Source organism: Staphylococcus muscae (assembly GCF_003019275.1).
GTDB lineage: Bacteria > Bacillota > Bacilli > Staphylococcales > Staphylococcaceae > Staphylococcus > Staphylococcus muscae.
Genome location: NZ_CP027848.1, coordinates 1,323,560 through 1,342,612 on the forward strand (window position 1 = coordinate 1,323,560; position 19,053 = coordinate 1,342,612).

Annotated in this window: 23 protein-coding genes; 11 read left to right on the forward strand and 12 right to left on the reverse strand. The window is 39.6% G+C overall.

Annotated features, from left to right (window positions below; translation table 11 throughout):
* Positions 1–67: 67 nt before the first annotated feature.
* Positions 68–2,077: a glucosaminidase domain-containing protein gene (locus tag C7J88_RS06640; RefSeq protein ID WP_095117982.1), complete on the forward strand. Its 2,010-nt coding sequence runs from the start codon at positions 68–70 to the stop codon at positions 2,075–2,077.
* 47 nt (positions 2,078–2,124) lie between these two features.
* Here C7J88_RS06640 and C7J88_RS10430 read toward each other — a convergent pair whose 3' ends face one another.
* The 5 genes from C7J88_RS10430 to C7J88_RS06655 form a co-directional block, all read right to left on the reverse strand.
* Positions 2,125–2,271, reverse strand: a complete 147-nt coding sequence (locus tag C7J88_RS10430; RefSeq protein ID WP_157728711.1) for a hypothetical protein — start codon at positions 2,269–2,271, stop codon at positions 2,125–2,127.
* Positions 2,272–2,366: 95 nt separating this feature from the next.
* Positions 2,367–2,753, reverse strand: coding sequence for a hypothetical protein (locus C7J88_RS06645; RefSeq protein WP_095117983.1), 387 nt, complete (start codon positions 2,751–2,753; stop codon positions 2,367–2,369).
* Between the two features lie 120 nt (positions 2,754–2,873).
* Positions 2,874–3,002 (reverse strand): hypothetical protein, encoded by a 129-nt coding sequence (locus C7J88_RS10655; protein WP_268233732.1) that lies wholly within the window; start codon positions 3,000–3,002, stop codon positions 2,874–2,876.
* Positions 3,003–3,142: 140 nt separating this feature from the next.
* Positions 3,143–3,862, reverse strand: a complete 720-nt coding sequence (locus C7J88_RS06650) for a MerR family transcriptional regulator (protein ID WP_095117984.1) — start codon at positions 3,860–3,862, stop codon at positions 3,143–3,145.
* 29 nt (positions 3,863–3,891) lie between these two features.
* Positions 3,892–4,857 carry an alpha/beta fold hydrolase gene (locus C7J88_RS06655; protein ID WP_095117985.1) on the reverse strand — a complete coding sequence of 322 codons (966 nt, stop codon included), beginning with the start codon at positions 4,855–4,857 and terminating at the stop codon, positions 3,892–3,894.
* Between the two features lie 166 nt (positions 4,858–5,023).
* Here C7J88_RS06655 and C7J88_RS06660 point away from each other — a divergent pair, with 166 nt between their 5' ends.
* Positions 5,024–5,374, forward strand: coding sequence for a zinc ribbon domain-containing protein YjdM (locus tag C7J88_RS06660; protein WP_095117986.1), 351 nt, complete (start codon positions 5,024–5,026; stop codon positions 5,372–5,374).
* Between the two features lie 60 nt (positions 5,375–5,434).
* Here C7J88_RS06660 and dhaM read toward each other — a convergent pair whose 3' ends face one another.
* The 6 genes from dhaM to C7J88_RS06690 form a co-directional block, all read right to left on the reverse strand.
* Positions 5,435–5,794 (reverse strand): dihydroxyacetone kinase phosphoryl donor subunit DhaM, encoded by a 360-nt coding sequence (gene dhaM, locus C7J88_RS06665; RefSeq protein ID WP_095117987.1) that lies wholly within the window; start codon positions 5,792–5,794, stop codon positions 5,435–5,437.
* A gap of 1 nt (position 5,795) precedes the next feature.
* Entirely contained in the window at positions 5,796–6,371 is a 576-nt protein-coding gene (gene dhaL, locus C7J88_RS06670; protein ID WP_095117988.1) for a dihydroxyacetone kinase subunit DhaL, read from the reverse strand.
* Between the two features lie 12 nt (positions 6,372–6,383).
* The gene (gene dhaK / locus C7J88_RS06675; protein WP_095118156.1) at positions 6,384–7,349 is read right to left on the reverse strand and encodes a dihydroxyacetone kinase subunit DhaK; all 966 of its coding nucleotides are present in this window, start codon (positions 7,347–7,349) and stop codon (positions 6,384–6,386) included.
* Between the two features lie 158 nt (positions 7,350–7,507).
* The gene (gene deoB / locus C7J88_RS06680; protein ID WP_095117989.1) at positions 7,508–8,686 is read right to left on the reverse strand and encodes a phosphopentomutase; all 1,179 of its coding nucleotides are present in this window, start codon (positions 8,684–8,686) and stop codon (positions 7,508–7,510) included.
* A gap of 30 nt (positions 8,687–8,716) precedes the next feature.
* The gene (gene deoC, locus C7J88_RS06685) at positions 8,717–9,379 is read right to left on the reverse strand and encodes a deoxyribose-phosphate aldolase (protein ID WP_095117990.1); all 663 of its coding nucleotides are present in this window, start codon (positions 9,377–9,379) and stop codon (positions 8,717–8,719) included.
* A 172-nt stretch (positions 9,380–9,551) separates the two neighbouring features.
* Entirely contained in the window at positions 9,552–9,881 is a 330-nt protein-coding gene (locus C7J88_RS06690; protein WP_095117991.1) for a hypothetical protein, read from the reverse strand.
* 266 nt (positions 9,882–10,147) lie between these two features.
* On the opposite strand from C7J88_RS06690, the gene C7J88_RS06695 reads away from it, so the two are divergent.
* Genes C7J88_RS06695 through hisIE form a run of 9 tightly spaced genes read left to right on the forward strand, consistent with a single transcriptional unit; the run spans position 10,148 to position 17,060 of the window.
* Positions 10,148–10,954 (forward strand): ATP phosphoribosyltransferase regulatory subunit, encoded by an 807-nt coding sequence (locus tag C7J88_RS06695; RefSeq protein ID WP_095117992.1) that lies wholly within the window; start codon positions 10,148–10,150, stop codon positions 10,952–10,954.
* 21 nt (positions 10,955–10,975) lie between these two features.
* Positions 10,976–11,590, forward strand: coding sequence for an ATP phosphoribosyltransferase (hisG, locus tag C7J88_RS06700; RefSeq protein WP_095117993.1), 615 nt, complete (start codon positions 10,976–10,978; stop codon positions 11,588–11,590).
* Positions 11,580–12,842, forward strand: a complete 1,263-nt coding sequence (gene hisD / locus C7J88_RS06705) for a histidinol dehydrogenase (protein ID WP_095117994.1) — start codon at positions 11,580–11,582, stop codon at positions 12,840–12,842. Before hisG ends, hisD begins: the two co-directional genes overlap by 11 nt.
* A complete protein-coding gene (locus tag C7J88_RS06710; RefSeq protein ID WP_095117995.1) occupies positions 12,835–13,845 on the forward strand; it encodes a pyridoxal phosphate-dependent aminotransferase in 1,011 nt (336 codons plus the stop codon). The genes hisD and C7J88_RS06710 overlap by 8 nt, the downstream gene beginning before the upstream one ends.
* Positions 13,829–14,410 (forward strand): imidazoleglycerol-phosphate dehydratase HisB, encoded by a 582-nt coding sequence (hisB, locus tag C7J88_RS06715; protein WP_095117996.1) that lies wholly within the window; start codon positions 13,829–13,831, stop codon positions 14,408–14,410. The genes C7J88_RS06710 and hisB overlap by 17 nt, the downstream gene beginning before the upstream one ends.
* The gene (gene hisH / locus C7J88_RS06720; protein ID WP_095117997.1) at positions 14,407–14,982 is read left to right on the forward strand and encodes an imidazole glycerol phosphate synthase subunit HisH; all 576 of its coding nucleotides are present in this window, start codon (positions 14,407–14,409) and stop codon (positions 14,980–14,982) included. Before hisB ends, hisH begins: the two co-directional genes overlap by 4 nt.
* Complete coding sequence (gene hisA / locus C7J88_RS06725; protein WP_095117998.1) at positions 14,975–15,679, forward strand: 1-(5-phosphoribosyl)-5-((5-phosphoribosylamino)methylideneamino)imidazole-4-carboxamide isomerase; 705 nt, start codon at positions 14,975–14,977, stop codon at positions 15,677–15,679. Before hisH ends, hisA begins: the two co-directional genes overlap by 8 nt.
* Positions 15,676–16,440: an imidazole glycerol phosphate synthase subunit HisF gene (hisF, locus tag C7J88_RS06730; protein WP_095117999.1), complete on the forward strand. Its 765-nt coding sequence runs from the start codon at positions 15,676–15,678 to the stop codon at positions 16,438–16,440. Before hisA ends, hisF begins: the two co-directional genes overlap by 4 nt.
* Entirely contained in the window at positions 16,431–17,060 is a 630-nt protein-coding gene (hisIE, locus tag C7J88_RS06735) for a bifunctional phosphoribosyl-AMP cyclohydrolase/phosphoribosyl-ATP diphosphatase HisIE (RefSeq protein ID WP_095118000.1), read from the forward strand. Before hisF ends, hisIE begins: the two co-directional genes overlap by 10 nt.
* A gap of 87 nt (positions 17,061–17,147) precedes the next feature.
* Here the strand turns inward: hisIE and C7J88_RS06740 are convergent, their stop codons facing one another.
* Positions 17,148–18,755 carry a BCCT family transporter gene (locus C7J88_RS06740; protein WP_231910262.1) on the reverse strand — a complete coding sequence of 536 codons (1,608 nt, stop codon included), beginning with the start codon at positions 18,753–18,755 and terminating at the stop codon, positions 17,148–17,150.
* Between the last annotated feature and the right edge of the window lie 298 nt (positions 18,756–19,053).

Here is a 19,053-nt window from a genome sequence, read left to right on the forward strand (position 1 = left end):
TCATTTGTACACTCAGACCATTTTTAAAATATAATGAGAAGTAGTTCAATTTAGGAGGCAGTTATATATGAAAGGCAAAGCATTGTGTACCGCTTTATTATCGACAGCACTTGTTGCAACTCCTACAACAAGTGGTCTTGCAGAAGCTGTGACGCAAAAGGCGCAAACAGCAGTTGAACAAGATGAGACACAGCGTTTAGACGACGCACCGACAGACTCTCCTTTAGATATGGTACCGGATGACGACAATAATGACACATCACACGAAAAAGAAGATCAAGACTCTAAAATGTCTAAACGAGAAAAGTCATCTGTGACACAAGACGACAACACGATAGATTCGTCACTCATGATGGATGCTTTTGATCAATGGCTCTATCAAACAGCAATAGGTAGCCCAAGTTCATCTACAAGTAACACAGACAACTCAGATATACAACATGCATCACCACAAAATATTGACGTAGACACAGAACATGCATCCTCGATAAGTGGCTCACCTGCACCAACTGAGGGACTTTCTACGGATGAACGTGACTTTTTCGATAATCTCAACACCATTTTGAATGAAGAAACGCCATTTGACGATATCATTTCCGAAGATGATAACATGGTAGACGACATGCAAACAGACGATGATACGACAGAAACAGACATCGTCGACGATGAGACAGACACAACGCAAGAGAATGAAACGGATGACGTGGATGAAACCCCTACTGATGAAGGTGAAACAACTGATGAAGGTGAAACAACTGATGATAACGCACATTCAGATGATTCGAATAACATAACAAACGATGATACCGAATCTGACGATAAGAACGATATAACAGATGTGCCAACTGATGATACGAATGCGGTGACTCAGAAAGGCGAGACATCTAAGAAGGATGATGTTATGATCGAAGCTTTGTTAGATGAATATAGTGACAAAGCTGAGAAGACACAAGCCAAGCAGCAACAGACACAAAGTAACAAGCAGGATACGCACAATCCACAAATCCCGTCGAAAGATACTTACACTGGCTCACGTCAACAAGCACCGGCTCAAACATTTGATGATTTGCCGAAGCGTTCACCAGCAAGACAAACAACTTGGTTCCAAGAGTATTCACCTGCGAAACGTGGAGCGGATACTGGCACAATTTCAGACATTCGTGTAGCACCGAATCAATCTACACGTGAATTTATTAATGATATTGCTGAAGATGCACATCGCATCGGTCAAGAAGAAGATTTGTATGCTTCCATTATGATTGCACAAGCTATCTTAGAGTCGGATTCTGGACGAAGTGCCTTAGCTCAGTCACCAAACCACAATTTATTTGGGATTAAAGGGGCTTATCACGGACAAAAAGCAGGTTTTAACACACTGGAATCAAATGGACACAATATGTATCAAATTCAGGCAGATTTCCGTAAATATCCAAATAAAAAAGCCTCTCTTGAAGACTATGCGCGATTGATCAAAGGGGGTATAGATGGAAATCCAACGATATATAAAGGTGTCTGGAAAAGTGAAAGTAGTAGCTATCGTACAGCTGTGACAGAACTTGTTGGAACTTATGCAACAGATCCAAACTATGATACGAAGCTAAAACAACTCATTCAAACGTATGACTTAACACGCTTTGATCAGAAAAAAATGCCTAGACTGTTAGAATCTAGTATTGTCTCAAATGGCAAAGATGTTAGCGGCAATGGCTTCAAAACATTTTACACATCAGGCCGCTCTCCGTATCCACAAGGACAATGTACATGGTATGTGTACCATCGCATGGCACAATTTGGCAAATCGATTGCAGGTAACATGGGGAACGCTGGAGAATGGACAAGCACTGCACATGCAAAAGGGTACAAAGTGACTAGCCAACCGACGAAACATAGCGCTGTTGTTTTCCACCCTGGTCAACTAGGCGCAAACAATTATTATGGACACGTTGCCTTTGTAGAACAAGTACGTGATGATGGTTCAGTTGTCATTTCAGAATCTAACGTAAAAGGGCTTGGCGTGATTTCATACCGCACCATTGATGCGACAAGTGCACAATCTTTAGACTATATCGTACGCTAGAAATCTTATAAATAAGGGTTGGAAGTCGTTACTTCCAACCCTTATTGTTATTGTGCTGGTTTTATTTGCATACCACGTGAATCTAATTTTACGACATTGCCGTCTTTTACTGTATAGTAACCGGCAACATCCCCTGTTTGTTTATCACGAAATGTAATCGTCCATCTTTTTCCACTTGCAATGAGGGATCCCAATCGTAATTTTCCGTATCAATTGGTTGTCCTTCGAATTTATTAATTTCATCATAGATTTGTGAACGATAGCGTGTCATATACGTGGTTTTTTCACCTTATTGACTATGATCCGATTGGAATTTCAGCTTTTTCATGACTGTTCGAAAATCTTCACTCTTTTTCTGTTCTTCATAAATAGGTGCCAACTCAAATTCAACAGACGTTTCTGCTAACTCTTTGTAATCCATCAATGCACCTTGTGTACCACCAACCATACCTTTTTCATCAGATATGCCCACCACTGTCACAAAGTTACTTTTTGGTGTTTCAAGTGTGTAAAATTTCATACCTTCTGGCTGGTTCATCATATCAGCAATGGGTTTTACTGTTACTTGATTTAAGTCACGTATTTCAGTTTTAAATCCTTCAAATTGATATTGGCCTTTAATGATATCTTCTGCTGTGACAGACTTGTCTCCAATATCATCTGCAAAAAAGAGCAATGCGACACGCTCACGTTCATTTAACTGTTCAAAACTTGGTATTTTATCTTGTTCTTCTTTTTGTTGATTATCTTGTGCTGATTCGTGTGCTTCATCATTAATTTTTTCTGTTGATTCACTTTACTTTGGAACTGTTTCATTCTTTTGCTGTGAGACTTCTTTTTTATTGTCGGTTGTTTGTGAACCGCATGCCGTAAGCGTAAGTATAAGCAACATGACAGTGATCACAGAGATTTTCATGTACTTCATACCCATTTCCCCCTTGATCTTTTCTCCTCTCTTTTCCTTGTTTTTAATATTTATGCATATCACATCAAAAAAGGCATTGTACTGAAAGCTTGTTTCTCACAAAACTTCCAATTACAATACCTTTCATTGGATTAATAAACTTAATGTGGCTGATATACTTCGACACAATGCCCCTTAGTCTGACAAGATGGACATGCTAAATAACGTGTCGACGGTGTATGTGGGGCAAATATCATCTCTTTCATACTCGGAATAAACACATGTTGGCAGGTTGGACACATATACTGCACTTGATGGTAGTACGTATGTGTTAAGTAACTTGCAATACCGATGCTTGCACTAACGCCTAAAGCAGGATATAACAAGTGATGGGTCTTGATTCCCATACCTATACCTGACCATAAACTTAATGTACCCACACTTCCAAGTGCAATCATTTTCATGCGTAAAGGTTTCAATTTTTCATTTTTCATAAGCATACGATCCATCTTTTTTAATTGGGTTACCGATGATTGGGATGTTTCATGAATCATGTTTTGCATCGCTCGAATCTGTTTTTGTTGCGCTTGTTGTTTTTCAATGTTTTCTTGTAATTGTTTATTTTTTTGATCTAACATCAGTCGAACTGTATCAAGTGTTCCTTCTGTCTCAAATAAAATTTTAATTTCTTTTAGCTGCATACCGAGCGCTTTCATAATTTGTATGAGCTTCAGCTTTTCAACTTCTGCATCTGTATAGATACGGTAGCGATTCTCATTAACGGATGCAGGCGATAGGATACCTGTCTCATCATAGTATTGTAAAGTCCGTGTTGAAATATCAAATTCATGTGCCAATTCACCGATAGAATAAGTCGTCATGGATCTTCACCTCCTACCTTCGTTATAATCTATGACGTCGCGTGAAGGTCAAGAATTTCACGTATGATGTCTAAAAATTTTTCACGTTCATCAATAAATGGTGCATGTGCACTCTGTTCAAAATAGTAATAGCGCTTATCTTGTGATGCGACATGTTCAAAAAGCGCTCGACTATCTACATCGGTTGTTTGTAAATCATACTCCCCTTGTATTAAATAAAATGGAATTTTTATTTCCCGGGCAATTATCATTAAATTCGTCTCCACCATTTCTGTCGTCAATTGTTCAAACGACGACAAACTCCCCCTTACAATATTAATGCGTTCTTGCAGTGTGTAATAAGGTGTCGACATCATAGCACGGAACATCTTCAGTGCAGAATAACCTTTTCGTGAAAATCCACTTTTATACCGTTCTGTATAACGCATCCGAATCTTGTCATAATACTTATCTTTATTAAAATAACGTCCAAGATTAACTTTTTGTAGTGCTTGAATGGCACGTGTATTCCCTTCAAGGTGTGCGTATTGACGCAGTCTCTCCAGAATCACACGCTCATTACGATAGACATCTCCGAGCTGACCGATACCAATATAGGCCGTAATCCAAGACGGACGTCTATGTGTCAACATCGCCCCAATAATCGTTCCAAAAGAATGACACATGACATAAACTTGTGTTTTATGATAGTGATAACATAGATATTGAATGAGCCATTCTGCGTCTTGAATGACTTCTTCCATTTTGACTTGTTGCTTCGTATAAGACATTCCTGTACCACGCTGATCCCAGAAAACAACTGTAAACCAGTGTGTTAAATCAATATCGTGTGCCCGAAAAAATGGATACAGCGGAAAACCTGGCCCACCGTGTATAACAAACAAAATAGGATTCGAAAAATCACGTGTTTCAATGATCATCCCTTGCTTCACACCATTAATCGTTAAATATTGTTTTAAAATACGCTTACCATCTTGTTCAGAATATCGCTTCATGTCACCACCCCATTCACTTCTATTATAAAGTATAGAGATCAACAAGATGCGTATCTGTGCTCCAAAATCATCTCGTATTTATATTTCGTCATATAGACACTAGTGCTTTCACTATGATTATGCTAGATTAGTAATATCAAATGATGAAAGTAGGTCTCAGTAAATTATGACGACAGCTTTACCAAACTGCCCAAGTTGTGGCTCTGAATATACATACGAAGATGGTGCTTTATACGTATGTCCAATGTGTGCACACGAATGGACAGCTGAATCTGTTGCTGAAGCAGAAGAAGCTGCGATTGTACGTGATGCAAATGGTAACGTCCTACAAGATGGCGATACCGTTACAGTCATCCGTGACTTGAAAGTCAAAGGAAGTTCAAACGCAATTAAACAAGGAACAAAAGTGAAAAACATCAAACTTGTAGACCCAGAAGATGGTCATGACATCGATTGTAAAATTCCTGGTTTTGGCCAAATTGGCTTAAAATCAGAAGTTGTAAAGAAGACAAACTAATATGCAAAAAGACATTGGTATACAGTCCTTTCGACCTTACCAATGTCTTTTTTAATACTTTTAAAATTCTGTTTTAACTGCTTGAATGACTGCATCCATATCATTTCCTGTTGAAATAGATACCGCTGCGATAAAACTACCTTCCACGATTGGTGCTGTTACTTTTTCAACTCGCTGGCTACCTGCGTACATCTCAAGCGCCATATCTAAGTTCATTTCAGATGAGCCTATATCAAAGAAACAAACAGCATCATCTTCCAAGCTTTCAATCGTCGCAAAGATTGTATCAAAAGATGTTCCAATACCACCGTCATGTCCACCTATCGCAATAACTGATACGCCCGGTGCCATTTGTTCAAGCAATTCTTTTGTACCTTGTGCAATTTTTTCGCTATGACTCACTAGTACAATCTGTGTCATACTATTCATCTCCAATCAAGGCATTCAAGATATAGACACTACTTTGTGCACCCGGATCCATATGGCCGATAGAATCTGCTTTAAAGTAAGCTGCACGTCCTTTTGTTGCTTCTAATGCTTTCGTATCTTCTGCATAACTTTGTAATGTTTCTAACGTTACTTTGTCACCATTTTGAACAGCTTCACGTGCACGGTCTATCACATCAAACATCGTCTTTTCGCCACGTGTTACTTTCCCTCGTTGCGCCACAGCCTCAGCAAACGCATTCAGTAACGCACCTAATTGTTCACGATCCATCTCATCTTGTGCTACTTGAGACATCTTCACAAAGCTGAAACCATATAACGGGCCAGAAGCACCACCTACATTTGACATAAGTGTCATTCCGGTTGATTTTAATAAGTTCGCCATTGAACTATCATCCAATTTATCTGGTAAAGCTTCGAAGCCACGCAACATATTTACACCATGATCACCATCACCAATGGCACGGTCTAAGTCCGTCAATGTGTCTTCTTCTGCTTTAAATGTTTCTCTTAATGCCAATAAACGTTCTTTTAATGTCTCTGTATTCATCATGATCTCTCCTTAGTTGAAGTAATGGCTTTCCGTGTCTGCTTTAATTGCTGTTAACAAGCTGTCATCATGTGGGGCAAGTGTGATTGAAAATCCTTGCATATCTAATGCTGTCATATAGTCACCAACAAGCCAATGTGTCACTTTCTTGCCTTGTGCAGTCAATTGTTCAGATACATACTTCGTCATGATTTGTAATTCAGAGAGTGGCGTACCACCCATGCCATTCAACATCACAACGACTTCTGTTGCTTCCACTTCTGCAACTAACCGTGTAACCAAACGCTGCGCAATATTTTCTGCACTTTCAACAGTCGTGCGTGTAATACCACGCTCACCGTGAATGCCGATACCAATTTCCATCTCATCTGCTTCGATATCAAAACCATATTTGCCTGTTGTTGGTACAAGTGGTGGTGTTAATGCCATACCAATTGAGCGAATACCTGTTAATAATGACGCTACTTTTTCTTTCAAATCAGCTAATGATACGCCTTGTTCAGATAAGTATCCTGCATATTTATGTACGAGTACTGTACCCGCAACACCACGGCGTTTATCAACATCTTCAATCGCAATATCATCTGCGACAACAACCATTTCCACAGAGATGTCTTCCATCTGCGCCATCTCTTGTGCCATTTCAAAGTTCATGACATCTCCGGCGTAGTTTTTAACGATTAATAAGACACCATCGCCGTTATCAACTGCTTTAATCGCTGCTAATACTTTGTCAGGCGTAGGCGATGTGAATACTTCACCACAGACTGCCGCATCTAACATACCTTGTGCCACATATCCTGCATGTGCAGGTTCATGCCCACTGCCACCACCCGATACGAGTGCGACACCTTTTTGTTTTTTCTCGGCACGAACAACAACTGTATCCTCAATCACATCTACATCTGGGTTCGTTAATTTCATACCTTCAAGCATGTCCTTCAAAAAATATGTTTTATCTTGGATTAACTTTTTCATGTACATCACCCTTTCTCTTTATCATTTTTAGTATAACGCTTTCAATCAGATTTGAATAATATTTCACAAGAGCTTGTACGAAAGAGTGATGCATTTTTGAATTCTTATAAATTAAAAAAGAGCAGAAACTAATTTTAGTCTCCACTCTCCTAATAGTACTATTTCAATTCTGTTAAATAGCTACGACCAAATTCTGGTAATTCAACACCGAAGTTATCCGCAATTGTTGCGCCGATTGAGCTAAATGTTGTGTCGCCTTCAAGGGCTGCGCCACCCTTGAATTTCGGACTGTAAAACAATACCGGAATATATTCACGTGTATGGTCTGTCCCATCCGCTGTCGGGTCATTACCGTGATCAGCTGTAATGATCAACAAGTCGTCTTCACGCATGTTGTCTAATAGTTCAGGCAAACGTTCGTCGAAATCCTTCAACGCTTGCGCATAGCCTGGCTTGTCTCTACGATGACCGTAGAGCGCATCAAAGTCTACCAAGTTCAAGAAACTCAAGCCTTTGAAATCCTTCTTCACAACGTTCATCAGCTGATCCATACCGTCCATGTTACTCTTCGTGCGGATCGCTTCCGTCACACCTTCACCGTCATAGATGTCATTAATCTTACCAATCGCAATGACATCATGATCGGTATCCTTCAATGTATTCATCACCGTACGGCCGAATGGTTTCAATGCGTAGTCGTGACGGTTACTCGTACGTGTGAAGTTACCTGGTTCACCCACATATGGACGGGCAATAATACGTCCGATTAAGTACTTCGGATCTTTCGTTAATTCACGGACTTTCTCACAGATATCATACAGTTCTTCAAGTGGGATAATGTCTTCATGTGCTGCGATTTGTAGCACAGGGTCTGCAGATGTGTAGACGATCAAGTCGCCTGTTTCCATCTGATGCGCCCCCCATTCATCAATGATTTGTGTTCCTGATGCTGGACGGTTCGCGACAACTTTACGTCCTGTCAGTCGTTCAATTTCTGAAACAAGTTCATCTGGGAAGCCGTTTGGATACACTTTGAATGGTTCATTAATGTTTAAGCCCATGATTTCCCAGTGACCTGTCATCGTATCTTTCCCAACGGATGCTTCACTCATTTTTGTGTAGTATGCAGATGGGGTATCGACACGCCCAACGACTGGTAAGTCATCAATGTTTCCAAGACCGAGACGTTCTAAGTTTGGTAATGTTTGATCAAAGCCTTCTAATGTATGTTTTAACGTATGTGACCCTTCATCGTTGAACGCTTTCGCATCAGGCGCTTCCCCGATACCGACAGAGTCCATAACGATTAAATGGACACGTTGAAATGGTGCTGTCATCACAATCACTCCTCGTATGATTTGTCTCTCTTAGTAATCTGTGTCTGCTTCTAATCCTTGCATAATTTGTACGCCTGCACTTGCGCCGACACGTGTTGCGCCTGCTTCTAACATCGCTTGGAAGTCTGCCAAGTTACGTACACCACCTGATGCTTTCACTTCAAGTGCGTCACCTACTGTATCTTTCATTAACTTCACATCTTCCGGTGTTGCGCCACCGCCTGCGAAGCCTGTTGATGTTTTCACGAAGTCTGCACCTGCTGCTTTTGATAACTCACATGCTTTCACTTTTTCTTCGTCTGTTAATAATACTGTTTCAATAATGACTTTGACTGTTTTGTCGCCAGACGCTTCCACAACTGCCGCGATATCTGCTTGAACATCATCGTAACGACCATCTTTCAATGCGCCGATATTGATAACCATGTCGATTTCGTCTGCGCCTTTAGAAATGGCATCTTTCGTTTCACATGCTTTCACTTCAGATGTTGAAGCGCCTAATGGGAATCCAATCACTGTACACACAAGTACGTCTGAATCCGCTAATTTTTCTGCTGAATACGCCACGTGTGTTGGATTGACACAAACTGATTTGAAGTGGTATTCTTTCGCTTCTTCAATAATTTTATCAATTTGTTGACGAGTTGATTCTGGTTTTAATAATGTGTGATCAATATATTTTTCGTAGTTCATGTTATCATGCTCCTATCTCTCTATTTAATATTTTAATTATAACATTGTGTGTGATAAAAACCGATTGATTGAGTATCACGTATCATTCTTATAAGCTGCATTGTACTTATTTTCTTTATATCATCACCTGCTCAATGCCTTTTTCGACTCATATTCTCAAAACTCACCTCGATCAATTATCACGTAAGATATCATTGATGACTTTTACATGTAAGTGACTATTTTTATAACCTTCCAAAATATCATTTACTTGTCCCATTGGAATTGTAGGAAGATTTCTTATCTCACATAATTTATTTCTAAACACCCTCTTACTTACTTTTTCATTGTTTGTTGTTAATTCAAATAAGTAATCATTTAAACGTTGAATTTCTTGAACACGATAACCGTATCGCAATAAAACTAAGTCTTTTGTTTTCAAATCAGGTGCTAATGTTTCTTGTAAAACGTCTATGGATTGTTTCATTAATAAAAGTTGAGATTCTAATTCTTCATGATTCATTGAAATCACACACTTTCTTTTTAAAGTTTTAATCAAATTCATACACCCAATAATTGACGCTCAGTTACACATACTTATCTCATTTTATGAATACATTCCCATTTTTATCATAACATTCTATAACTTTAATCAAAATTTAACCCCTTACAAGACAGAATTGAAATATTTTTCTGATTATTCTGTTGAAAACTCAATTACTGTGTGCTACGATATTCATATTATAAAAACGCTTTAGTTTGGTAGAGAGTGAAAGTGAGGTTGGCAAAATGGAAAATGCTTTGATTACGTCGAAGTTAAATGAAGTTGACTTTTTACGTTTAGCCGAACAACGTGGTTTTCAACTCATTGATACATCGTTTATCGAAACGTTGAATTGGGAGACATTAACTTCAGATGATTTGAAACAAATGCAAGAAAGGAGTGTATGGCAAGATCATGAAAAGCTGTTTGCACTACGCAATGACTTTACAGATCAACTGGTACGCTACTATCAGCAGTATGACCGTCAACATCAGTCAGTTGCATACACTGGGCCGATTGTTCGACATCAAAAAGTTTCCACACAACTCGGAGTCGAATGTTATCAACCAACGATTCAAGCGATGCATCAAGCTTTCACGACATTCTATGATTATATTCGTGACACATTAAGTGATGACATCGATTATGTGGTGATCGGTCATTATGAACTGGTTCATTTATTATTAGGAGATCAACAAACACAAGAGGTCATGACTTGGATTACACAACGAAATATTTCTGCTTTGAAGTCAGAACTCGGTGTTGATCATCCACTCGTACAGTTGTTGTTAACGCCTACACACGAACAACTACAACAACTCAATACACGTTTTGATGCGAGTCATCAAATTGTGGCAACACTCAATCATTGGGATCGTTTCTTCCGTTCTCTCGGAATTAATAAAATCCATTTAGACATAACGCCTCAACCACCACGCTCATACTACAAAGGGATTTTTATCAATGCGGTACTAAAAGAGCGTCAAACGACATTAAATGGTGGTTACTACAAAGGCGTGCTTGAAGGATTTGGACTCGGTCTGACTATATAACGATACAAAGGGGGTTCTGGCATGCTTACGATTGCATTAGCCAAGGGACGATTATTAAAAAGTTTTATCGCTTATTTAAAGCAACAAGATGAAGATGAATTAGTTCAGTTGATCGAGTCACGCGATCGGCAACTTCAAATTCAAACAGAACAGTATCACTTCCTATTTGTGAAAGGCAATGATGTACCGATTTATGTAGAGCAAGGGATTGCAGACATTGGCATTACAGGTAGCGATATTTTAGCCGAACAATCTTATGACGTGAACCAGTTGATTCGCCTGCCATTTGGTGCTTGCCATTTCTCAGTAGCTGCCTTTGAAGACACGACAGAATACCGTAAAATTGCGACGTCTTTCCCTAAAACAGCACAGCGGTACTTTAAAGAAACGGGCAGAGATGTATCATTAATAGAACTATCTGGGTCGATTGAACTTGCTTGTGTTATCGGCATGGTGGATGGAATTGTCGATATCGTTCAAACAGGAAATACGTTACGGTCAAATGGCCTTGTAGAGAAGGAGTTTATTACAGATGTTCAAGCACAACTCATTACAAACCGACAAAGCTTTTTTACAGCGTCAGCAGAGATTGATGCCTTTATTAAGATGTTAGGAGTGTCGCTCATTGATTTATAATACACAACAATTTCTTGACCAATATCAAACAACAGCCCAATTAGATACTCGATTGCATGAGCAAATTGCGACCATTTGTGAAACTGTTAAGCAACAAGGTGACCGTGCGTTATATCAATATAATGAACAGTTTGATCGTGTCACAGTAGAAACACTTGAAGTCCCACAAGCTCAATTACAACAAGCGTATGACACATTAGATGATGATTTACGCCAAGCTTTAGAACTCAGTTACACACGAATTCGTGACTACCAAGCAAGTATTCGCTATCAAAATCAGCAGAGCAATAAAGAAATGTATGAAGTGTATCATCCGATCGAACGTGTGGGTGTCTATGTCCCTGGTGGCAAAGCAAGCTACCCTTCTACTGTATTAATGACTGCAACACTCGCAAAAGTGGCAGGCGTGAAAGACATTGTTGTCGTGACACCTCCTCAAAAAAATGGCGTTGCACAAAGTGTATTAGCTGCTTGTCATATTGTGGGTGTCGATCACGTCTATCAAGTGGGCGGTGCTCAAAGTATCGCAGCACTGGCTTATGGTACAGAAACGATTTCAAAAGTAGATAAAATTGTCGGCCCTGGTAACCAGTACGTTGCCTATGCGAAAAAGTATGTATATGGCGAAGTCGGTATTGATCAGATTGCAGGGCCAAGTGAAATTGCGCTTATTATCGACAAGACATGTGATGTAGAAGCCGTTGCCTATGATGTACTAGCACAAGCCGAACATGATGAAATGGCACGTACTTATGTGATTTCAACGGATCAATCATTGCTTGAACAATTGGAAAACCGCTTGGAAGCACTCACTACAACATCCGAACGCCAAGAAATTGTTGCAGCAAGTTTACGTGATTATCACTATGCGATTCATGCAGAAGACTTTCATGCATGTTGCCGACTGATGAACGAAATCGCTCCGGAACATGCATCCATCCAAACGGCACAACCAGAAAAATTTGTACCACATATTCACTATGTAGGCAGTCTGTTTTTAGGGGGCTATGCACCAGAAGCTATTGGTGACTATATTGCAGGTCCGAGTCACGTCTTACCAACCAATCGCACCGCACGTTTTCAACATGGCTTATCAGTCAATGATTTTCTAACAAAACATACTGTTATTCAATTATCACAAGAGACGTACCAACAAACATATCGTGCAGCCGCTACGATTGCACAGGATGAACAATTATACAATCACCAACAATCTTTAACTGTCAGAATGCGAGGGGAACAAAATGATTAAAATGGATAAAAATGAAAGTGCTGGAACGCCTTTATCACCGGAAACCTATTTTGAAATACTCAATGCACAAGATTATAACTTCTACCACGATGATGATTATGACCGCTTCCGCACAGCATATGCGAACTATTTTGGTGGTTTTACAAAGGACCAAGTTTGTGCTGCAAATGGGTCGGATGAACTTATTCAAAAGCTGATGTTTATTATGCCAGAAGGACCTTGTCTGACATTAAATCCTGACTTCTTTATGTATCAAGCATTTGCAGAACAAGTGGGACGTCCTATTGAATTTGTAGATGCAACAACCGACTTACAATTTCCAATTGACGCTGTATTAACACGTATCGATGAAGTCAAACCAAGCTTCTTTATTTTAAGTAATCCACACAATCCAACTGGTCAACGCTTTGATGAAACATATCTCTTACAAATTGCAGATAAAATGAAAGCACTAGGTGGCTATCTTGTGATTGATGAAGCATATATCGACTTTTCAACGCCACTTGATATTACATTGGAAGATCATATTGTCGTGATGCACACTTTATCAAAAGCATTTGGACTTGCCGGTTTACGTGTCGGTGTCTTAATCGGAACAGAGCCAACCATCGACCGTGTACGTCGCATTGAACACCCATATCCACTTAATATTTTATCTCTGCGCATTGCGACATATTTATTTGAACATCCAGACTCAACAAAAGTATTCGTTGCACAACAGCGTGACTTAAGTGACCGTCTGAAAAACATATTTTCACGCTATGTAGGTGACAAAATCAAGTTATATCCGAGTGAAACGAACTTTATTTTAACAGCAGGCTCTTATGCCGTGTCACTAGGTGAGTATGTATATGATCACGGATTTAAACCAAGATTCTATGATCCTATCACTGAACAGCCTATGAGTGATTGTGTGCGCTACTCGATTGCGACAGAAGAAGATCTAGACCGTTTCGAAAGTATTGTGAAAGAATGGAGTGAACAACATGACCTTTCAAATTAAACGTGAAACAAAAGAGACAAAAATTGATATTCGTCTCTCACAATCCAATCAAGAAAGTAACATTCAAACAGGCGTTGGATTTTTAGATCATATGCTCACACTGTTTAGCTTTCACAGCGGGCTTACTTTAAATATTGATGTTCAAGGCGACACATGGGTAGACGACCACCATACAACAGAAGATATCGGTATCGTTTTAGGGCAATTGCTCTTACAACTCACACAAGAAAATCCTTACTATGAACGTTATGGTCAACAATATTTACCGATGGATGAAACATTAGCACGTGCCGTTGTAGACATTAGTGGTCGTCCATACCTTCACTTTAATGCGACATTCAGTAAGGAGAAAGTCGGTCAGTTTGATACAGAACTGGTAGAAGAATTTTTCCGAGCATTTGTCATCAATGCACGTTTAACGGTTCACATCGATTTATTACACCAAGGCAATACACACCACGAGATTGAAGCGATTTTCAAAGCCTTTGCACGTGCACTAAAACAAGCGCTTGCACCTGCTGACTCGCAACGTATCCCCTCATCCAAAGGTGTGATTGAATCATGATTGTCATTGTAGATTATGGACTAGGAAATATTCATAATGTTAAACGTGCTGTGGAACACTTAGGTTACGAAGTTGTTTTATCACGCGATCCAGCAACCATCCATGCCGCAGATCAACTCATTTTACCGGGTGTCGGACACTTTAAAGATGCGATGACAGCAATACGTCAGTATGGTCTTGATCAGATACTGCAACAATACGACAAACCGATCATCGGCATTTGTCTTGGAATGCAGTTAATGTATGAAGAAAGCGAAGAAGGACATGTATCTGGACTAGGGCTTTTAAAAGGGCGTATTACAGAAATACAAACACCCTACACCGTCCCACATCTCGGTTGGAATAATTTAATCTCATCTAAAGCTGACTTAACACAAGATGTTTACTTCGTTCATAGCTATCAAGCACCCATGAATGAAGATGTAATCGCTTATGCAGAATATGGCACAGATATTCCAGGTATTGTGCAACACGAATCATATATCGGCATTCAATTTCATCCCGAAAAAAGTGGTGAAAGTGGCTTGAATATACTTGCACAAGCACTCAAAGGAGGATGGCAACATGCTTAAATTATGGCCAGCAATTGACCTTATTGAAGGACAAAGCGTGCGCTTAACAGAGGGAGATTATGATACATCAGAGGCAATGACACGTTCAGCAGAGGACAGCATTCAATTTTATCAGCAGTTTGAATGTGTTGATCGTATTCACATTATTGATTTAATCGGTGCTAAGTCACAACGTGCAGTCGAAATGGATTACATTCGCCAACTCATCAATAGTAGTACGAAACCGATCGAAGTGGGTGGTGGCATCCGTGATGTGGATACCATTCGTAACTATCTCTCACATGGCGTAGATTACTGTATTGTCGGAACGAAAGCCATTCAAGATATCGACTGGTTAACAGAAATGGCAACATTATTTCCCGGGAAACTCTATGTATCCGTGGATGCGTATGATACGGATATCAAAATAAATGGTTGGTTAGAAGATGCCCAACTTAACTTGTTTGACTATGTATCTGCTATTGAACACTTACCACTTGGCGGTGTGATTTATACCGACATCTCAAAAGACGGAAAGTTACAAGGTCCAAACTTTGAACGGACAGCACAACTGGCAGCCCATACCCAACTTCCTGTTATCGCATCAGGCGGGATTCGTCATCAAGCAGATTTGCACCAACTTGAAGAGACAGGTGTCGCAGCAGCTATTGTAGGAAAAGCCGCAAACCAACCTGAATTCTGGGAGGGATTACGATGATTAAAAAACGTATCATCCCCTGCCTCGACGTTAAAGATGGACGTGTGGTTAAAGGGGTTCAGTTCAAAGGATTGCGCGATATTGGTGATCCCGTCGCACTGGCCATGTATTATAACGACAGCGGTGCCGACGAACTTGTTTTTCTAGATATTTCTAAGACAGAACAAGGTCATGATCTGACATTAGATATTATTGAAAAAACAGCATCTCAACTGTTTATTCCATTAACGGTCGGTGGTGGCATTTCAACACTTGATGATATTTCTCAGCTGCTTAGACATGGTGCAGATAAGGTATCGCTTAACTCAGCTGCACTCAAAAATCCTGACCTGATTCGCCAAGCAAGTGAAAAGTTCGGGCGCCAATGTATCTGTATTGCGATTGATAGCCAATATGATCCTGAAACAGATGATTACTACTGCTGTACACACGGTGGTAAGCAACGTACAGACAAGCGTGTGTATGAGTGGGTTCAAGAAGTAGAGGCACTCGGTGCAGGTGAATTACTCGTGACAAGTATGGCCTATGACGGCATGAAAAACGGCTTTGATCTTGATCACTTAAATGGGATTGCACAACGGGTGAATATCCCAATCATCGCTTCAGGTGGTGGCGGCAATGCTGACCACTTTGTAACACTATTCAATGAAACACCCGTCTCAGCTGGACTTGCCGCAAGTATTTTACATGATAAAGAAACCACAGTTAAAGAAATAAAAACAACACTTGATCAAGGAGGGATTCCAGTCAGATGGCACTAAAACCAGACTTTTCCAAAGGACTCTTACCTGCAATTTTACAAGATGCCACAACACAACAAGTCTTGATGTTAGGCTACATGAATGAAGAAGCATTTGAACGTACGGTCAATGACGGTGTCGCATGGTTCTATTCACGCTCAAAGCAACGTTTATGGAAGAAGGGTGAAACTTCCGGACATACACAGCAAGTTGTCGACATACGTCTGGACTGTGATGATGATACGATTTTATTATTTGTACATCCACAGGGACCAACATGTCACACCGGCTCCCAAAGTTGTTTCAACACAGCAGTGCCCTATCAACTACAACAACTCGAAACAACCATTCAACAACGTGCAAGCGAGCAGTCAGATAAGTCTTACACGCAATATTTACTGGCAGAAGGTAAAGAAAAAATCACTAAGAAATTTGGCGAAGAAGCATTCGAAGTCGTGATTGCAGCTATGAAAAATGACCGTTCCGAACTCATCTCAGAAAGTGCCGATCTACTCTATCACCTGTTTGTCCTCTTGCACGAACAAGGCGTAACGATTAATGAGGTTGAATCATTGCTCAGTGCACGCCACAACACACAAAATAACTTTAAAGGCGAACGCCAAGATATTGAGAATTGGTGATAATCATTAAAAAAGTCATTGTGCGCTGAGAAACTAATATCGTATCTCAGCGCACAATAACTTTACATAAGTTAATCACATTTATGCCTACAAATTATTATCTTCTTCATCTCTCTCACTCACTTGTAAAATACTGAGTGAGCGCCGTTCAATCTTCTTAAATCTTTCTGCACGGGTTTGTAGTGCAATACGATCTGCTGACAACATCATGATAAATGAAATCATAATAATGATAAAAATGACAATCAACGGTACACCTGCAACGATAGACGCCGTCTGTAAAATTTCAAGCGCACGCTCTCCACCTACCAACATCAGTGAAAATGGCAGTAAACATAACGCAAATGCCCAAAACAGACGATTCAATTTGATAGGTTCACCTGTCACACGTAGTTGTGTCGCTGATGCCACAATATATGATGCTGAATCAAAGGTCGTTACTAAGAATAAGAAAGCTGATAGCACAAATAGAGCAATGATCACTGGCGCAAACGGCAAGTGATTCACAACTTCTATAATTGTCGCTTCTGTCCCATACTTATTTAAGAAAGAAATGACATCAAATTGACCCGTAATCTGTAAATATGTTGCGTAGTTTCCAAAAATACCAAAGAATAACGTACATCCAAATGTACCATAAACAATCGTCCCTAGAATGACTTCTTTTAATGTACGACCTTTTGAAATTCGGGCAATGAATAAACCAATAAATGGCGCAAACACAATCCACCAAGCCCAGTAGAAAACCGTCCATTGTTGTGGGAAGTTTGTCTCTTCACGATCACCCATACCACCAAATGGTTCAAGCCAAGTTGCCATTTGGAAGAAGTTTTTCAGCATATTCCCAAAACTTGTAACTGTCGTTTCCATCATAAAAATAGTTGGTCCTACAATGAAAACGAATCCAAGTAAAATCAATGACAGCCATACATTTAAGTCACTGAGTACTTGAATGCCTTTCTTCAAGCCTCGATAAGAGCTGTATGCGAATACAATTGTAATTCCCACTAATACACAACTCTTCACAACCATACTGGAGCCATCGACACCTGTTAATTTTTCCAAACCAGCTGAAATCATTGGTACACCTAGTGCGAGTGATGTGGCAGTCCCACCGATTAAGCCAAAAATAAATAAGATATCTACTAACTTTCCAATAAATTTGTCTGTTTGGCCTTTTAAAATCGGGCGACATGCTTGGCTAATTTTGAAAACTGGTTGCTTTTTAACAAAGACTAAATAGCCAATCGGCAATGCTGGCAAAACATAAATCGCCCATGCAATCGGTCCCCAATGGAACATACCATACATTGTCGCATAACTCAGTGCGGCATCGCTCATTGGTTTGACGCCTAGTGGTGGTCCTTGAAAATAGTACGCCCACTCAATCACACCCCAATATAGAATGTTTGAACCGATACCAGCACAAAATAACATAGAAGCCCACGCAAAGTCACTAAATTCTGGTCGATCGCTTGCACGCCCTAACGTAACCGAACCATATTTTCCAAATGCAATATATAATACAAAACAAAAAATAGCGAGACCTAAAACAAGATAAGCCGCTCCAAGATTTGTTGTAACAATATCATTCATCGCCATAACAACGGCACGACTTTGTTTTGGAAAAACCATCATTGGTATAACAGCAAGCAATAAGATACATGCTGCACCACAAAAAACAATCCAATCCATCAACTTATTATTTTTATGCACCATAACTCCCCCTTGTAATTTTTTGACATAATATCTTACACCCTTTATTTTACACTAACGAAATTTATATTTTAATGCAAATTATATTCAATAATATACACACCATAAAATGAATATATATAATTGAAGTCTGATTTAAATATTATCAAAACAGTTGTTTAAAGTAATAAAAGAAGGTACATGGATTTATACAATATGTATAACGCTAATTTTTTATACATAACATTTTCATTCATTTTGAAATCATATATAAAACAAAAGAAATAGCCTATTTATT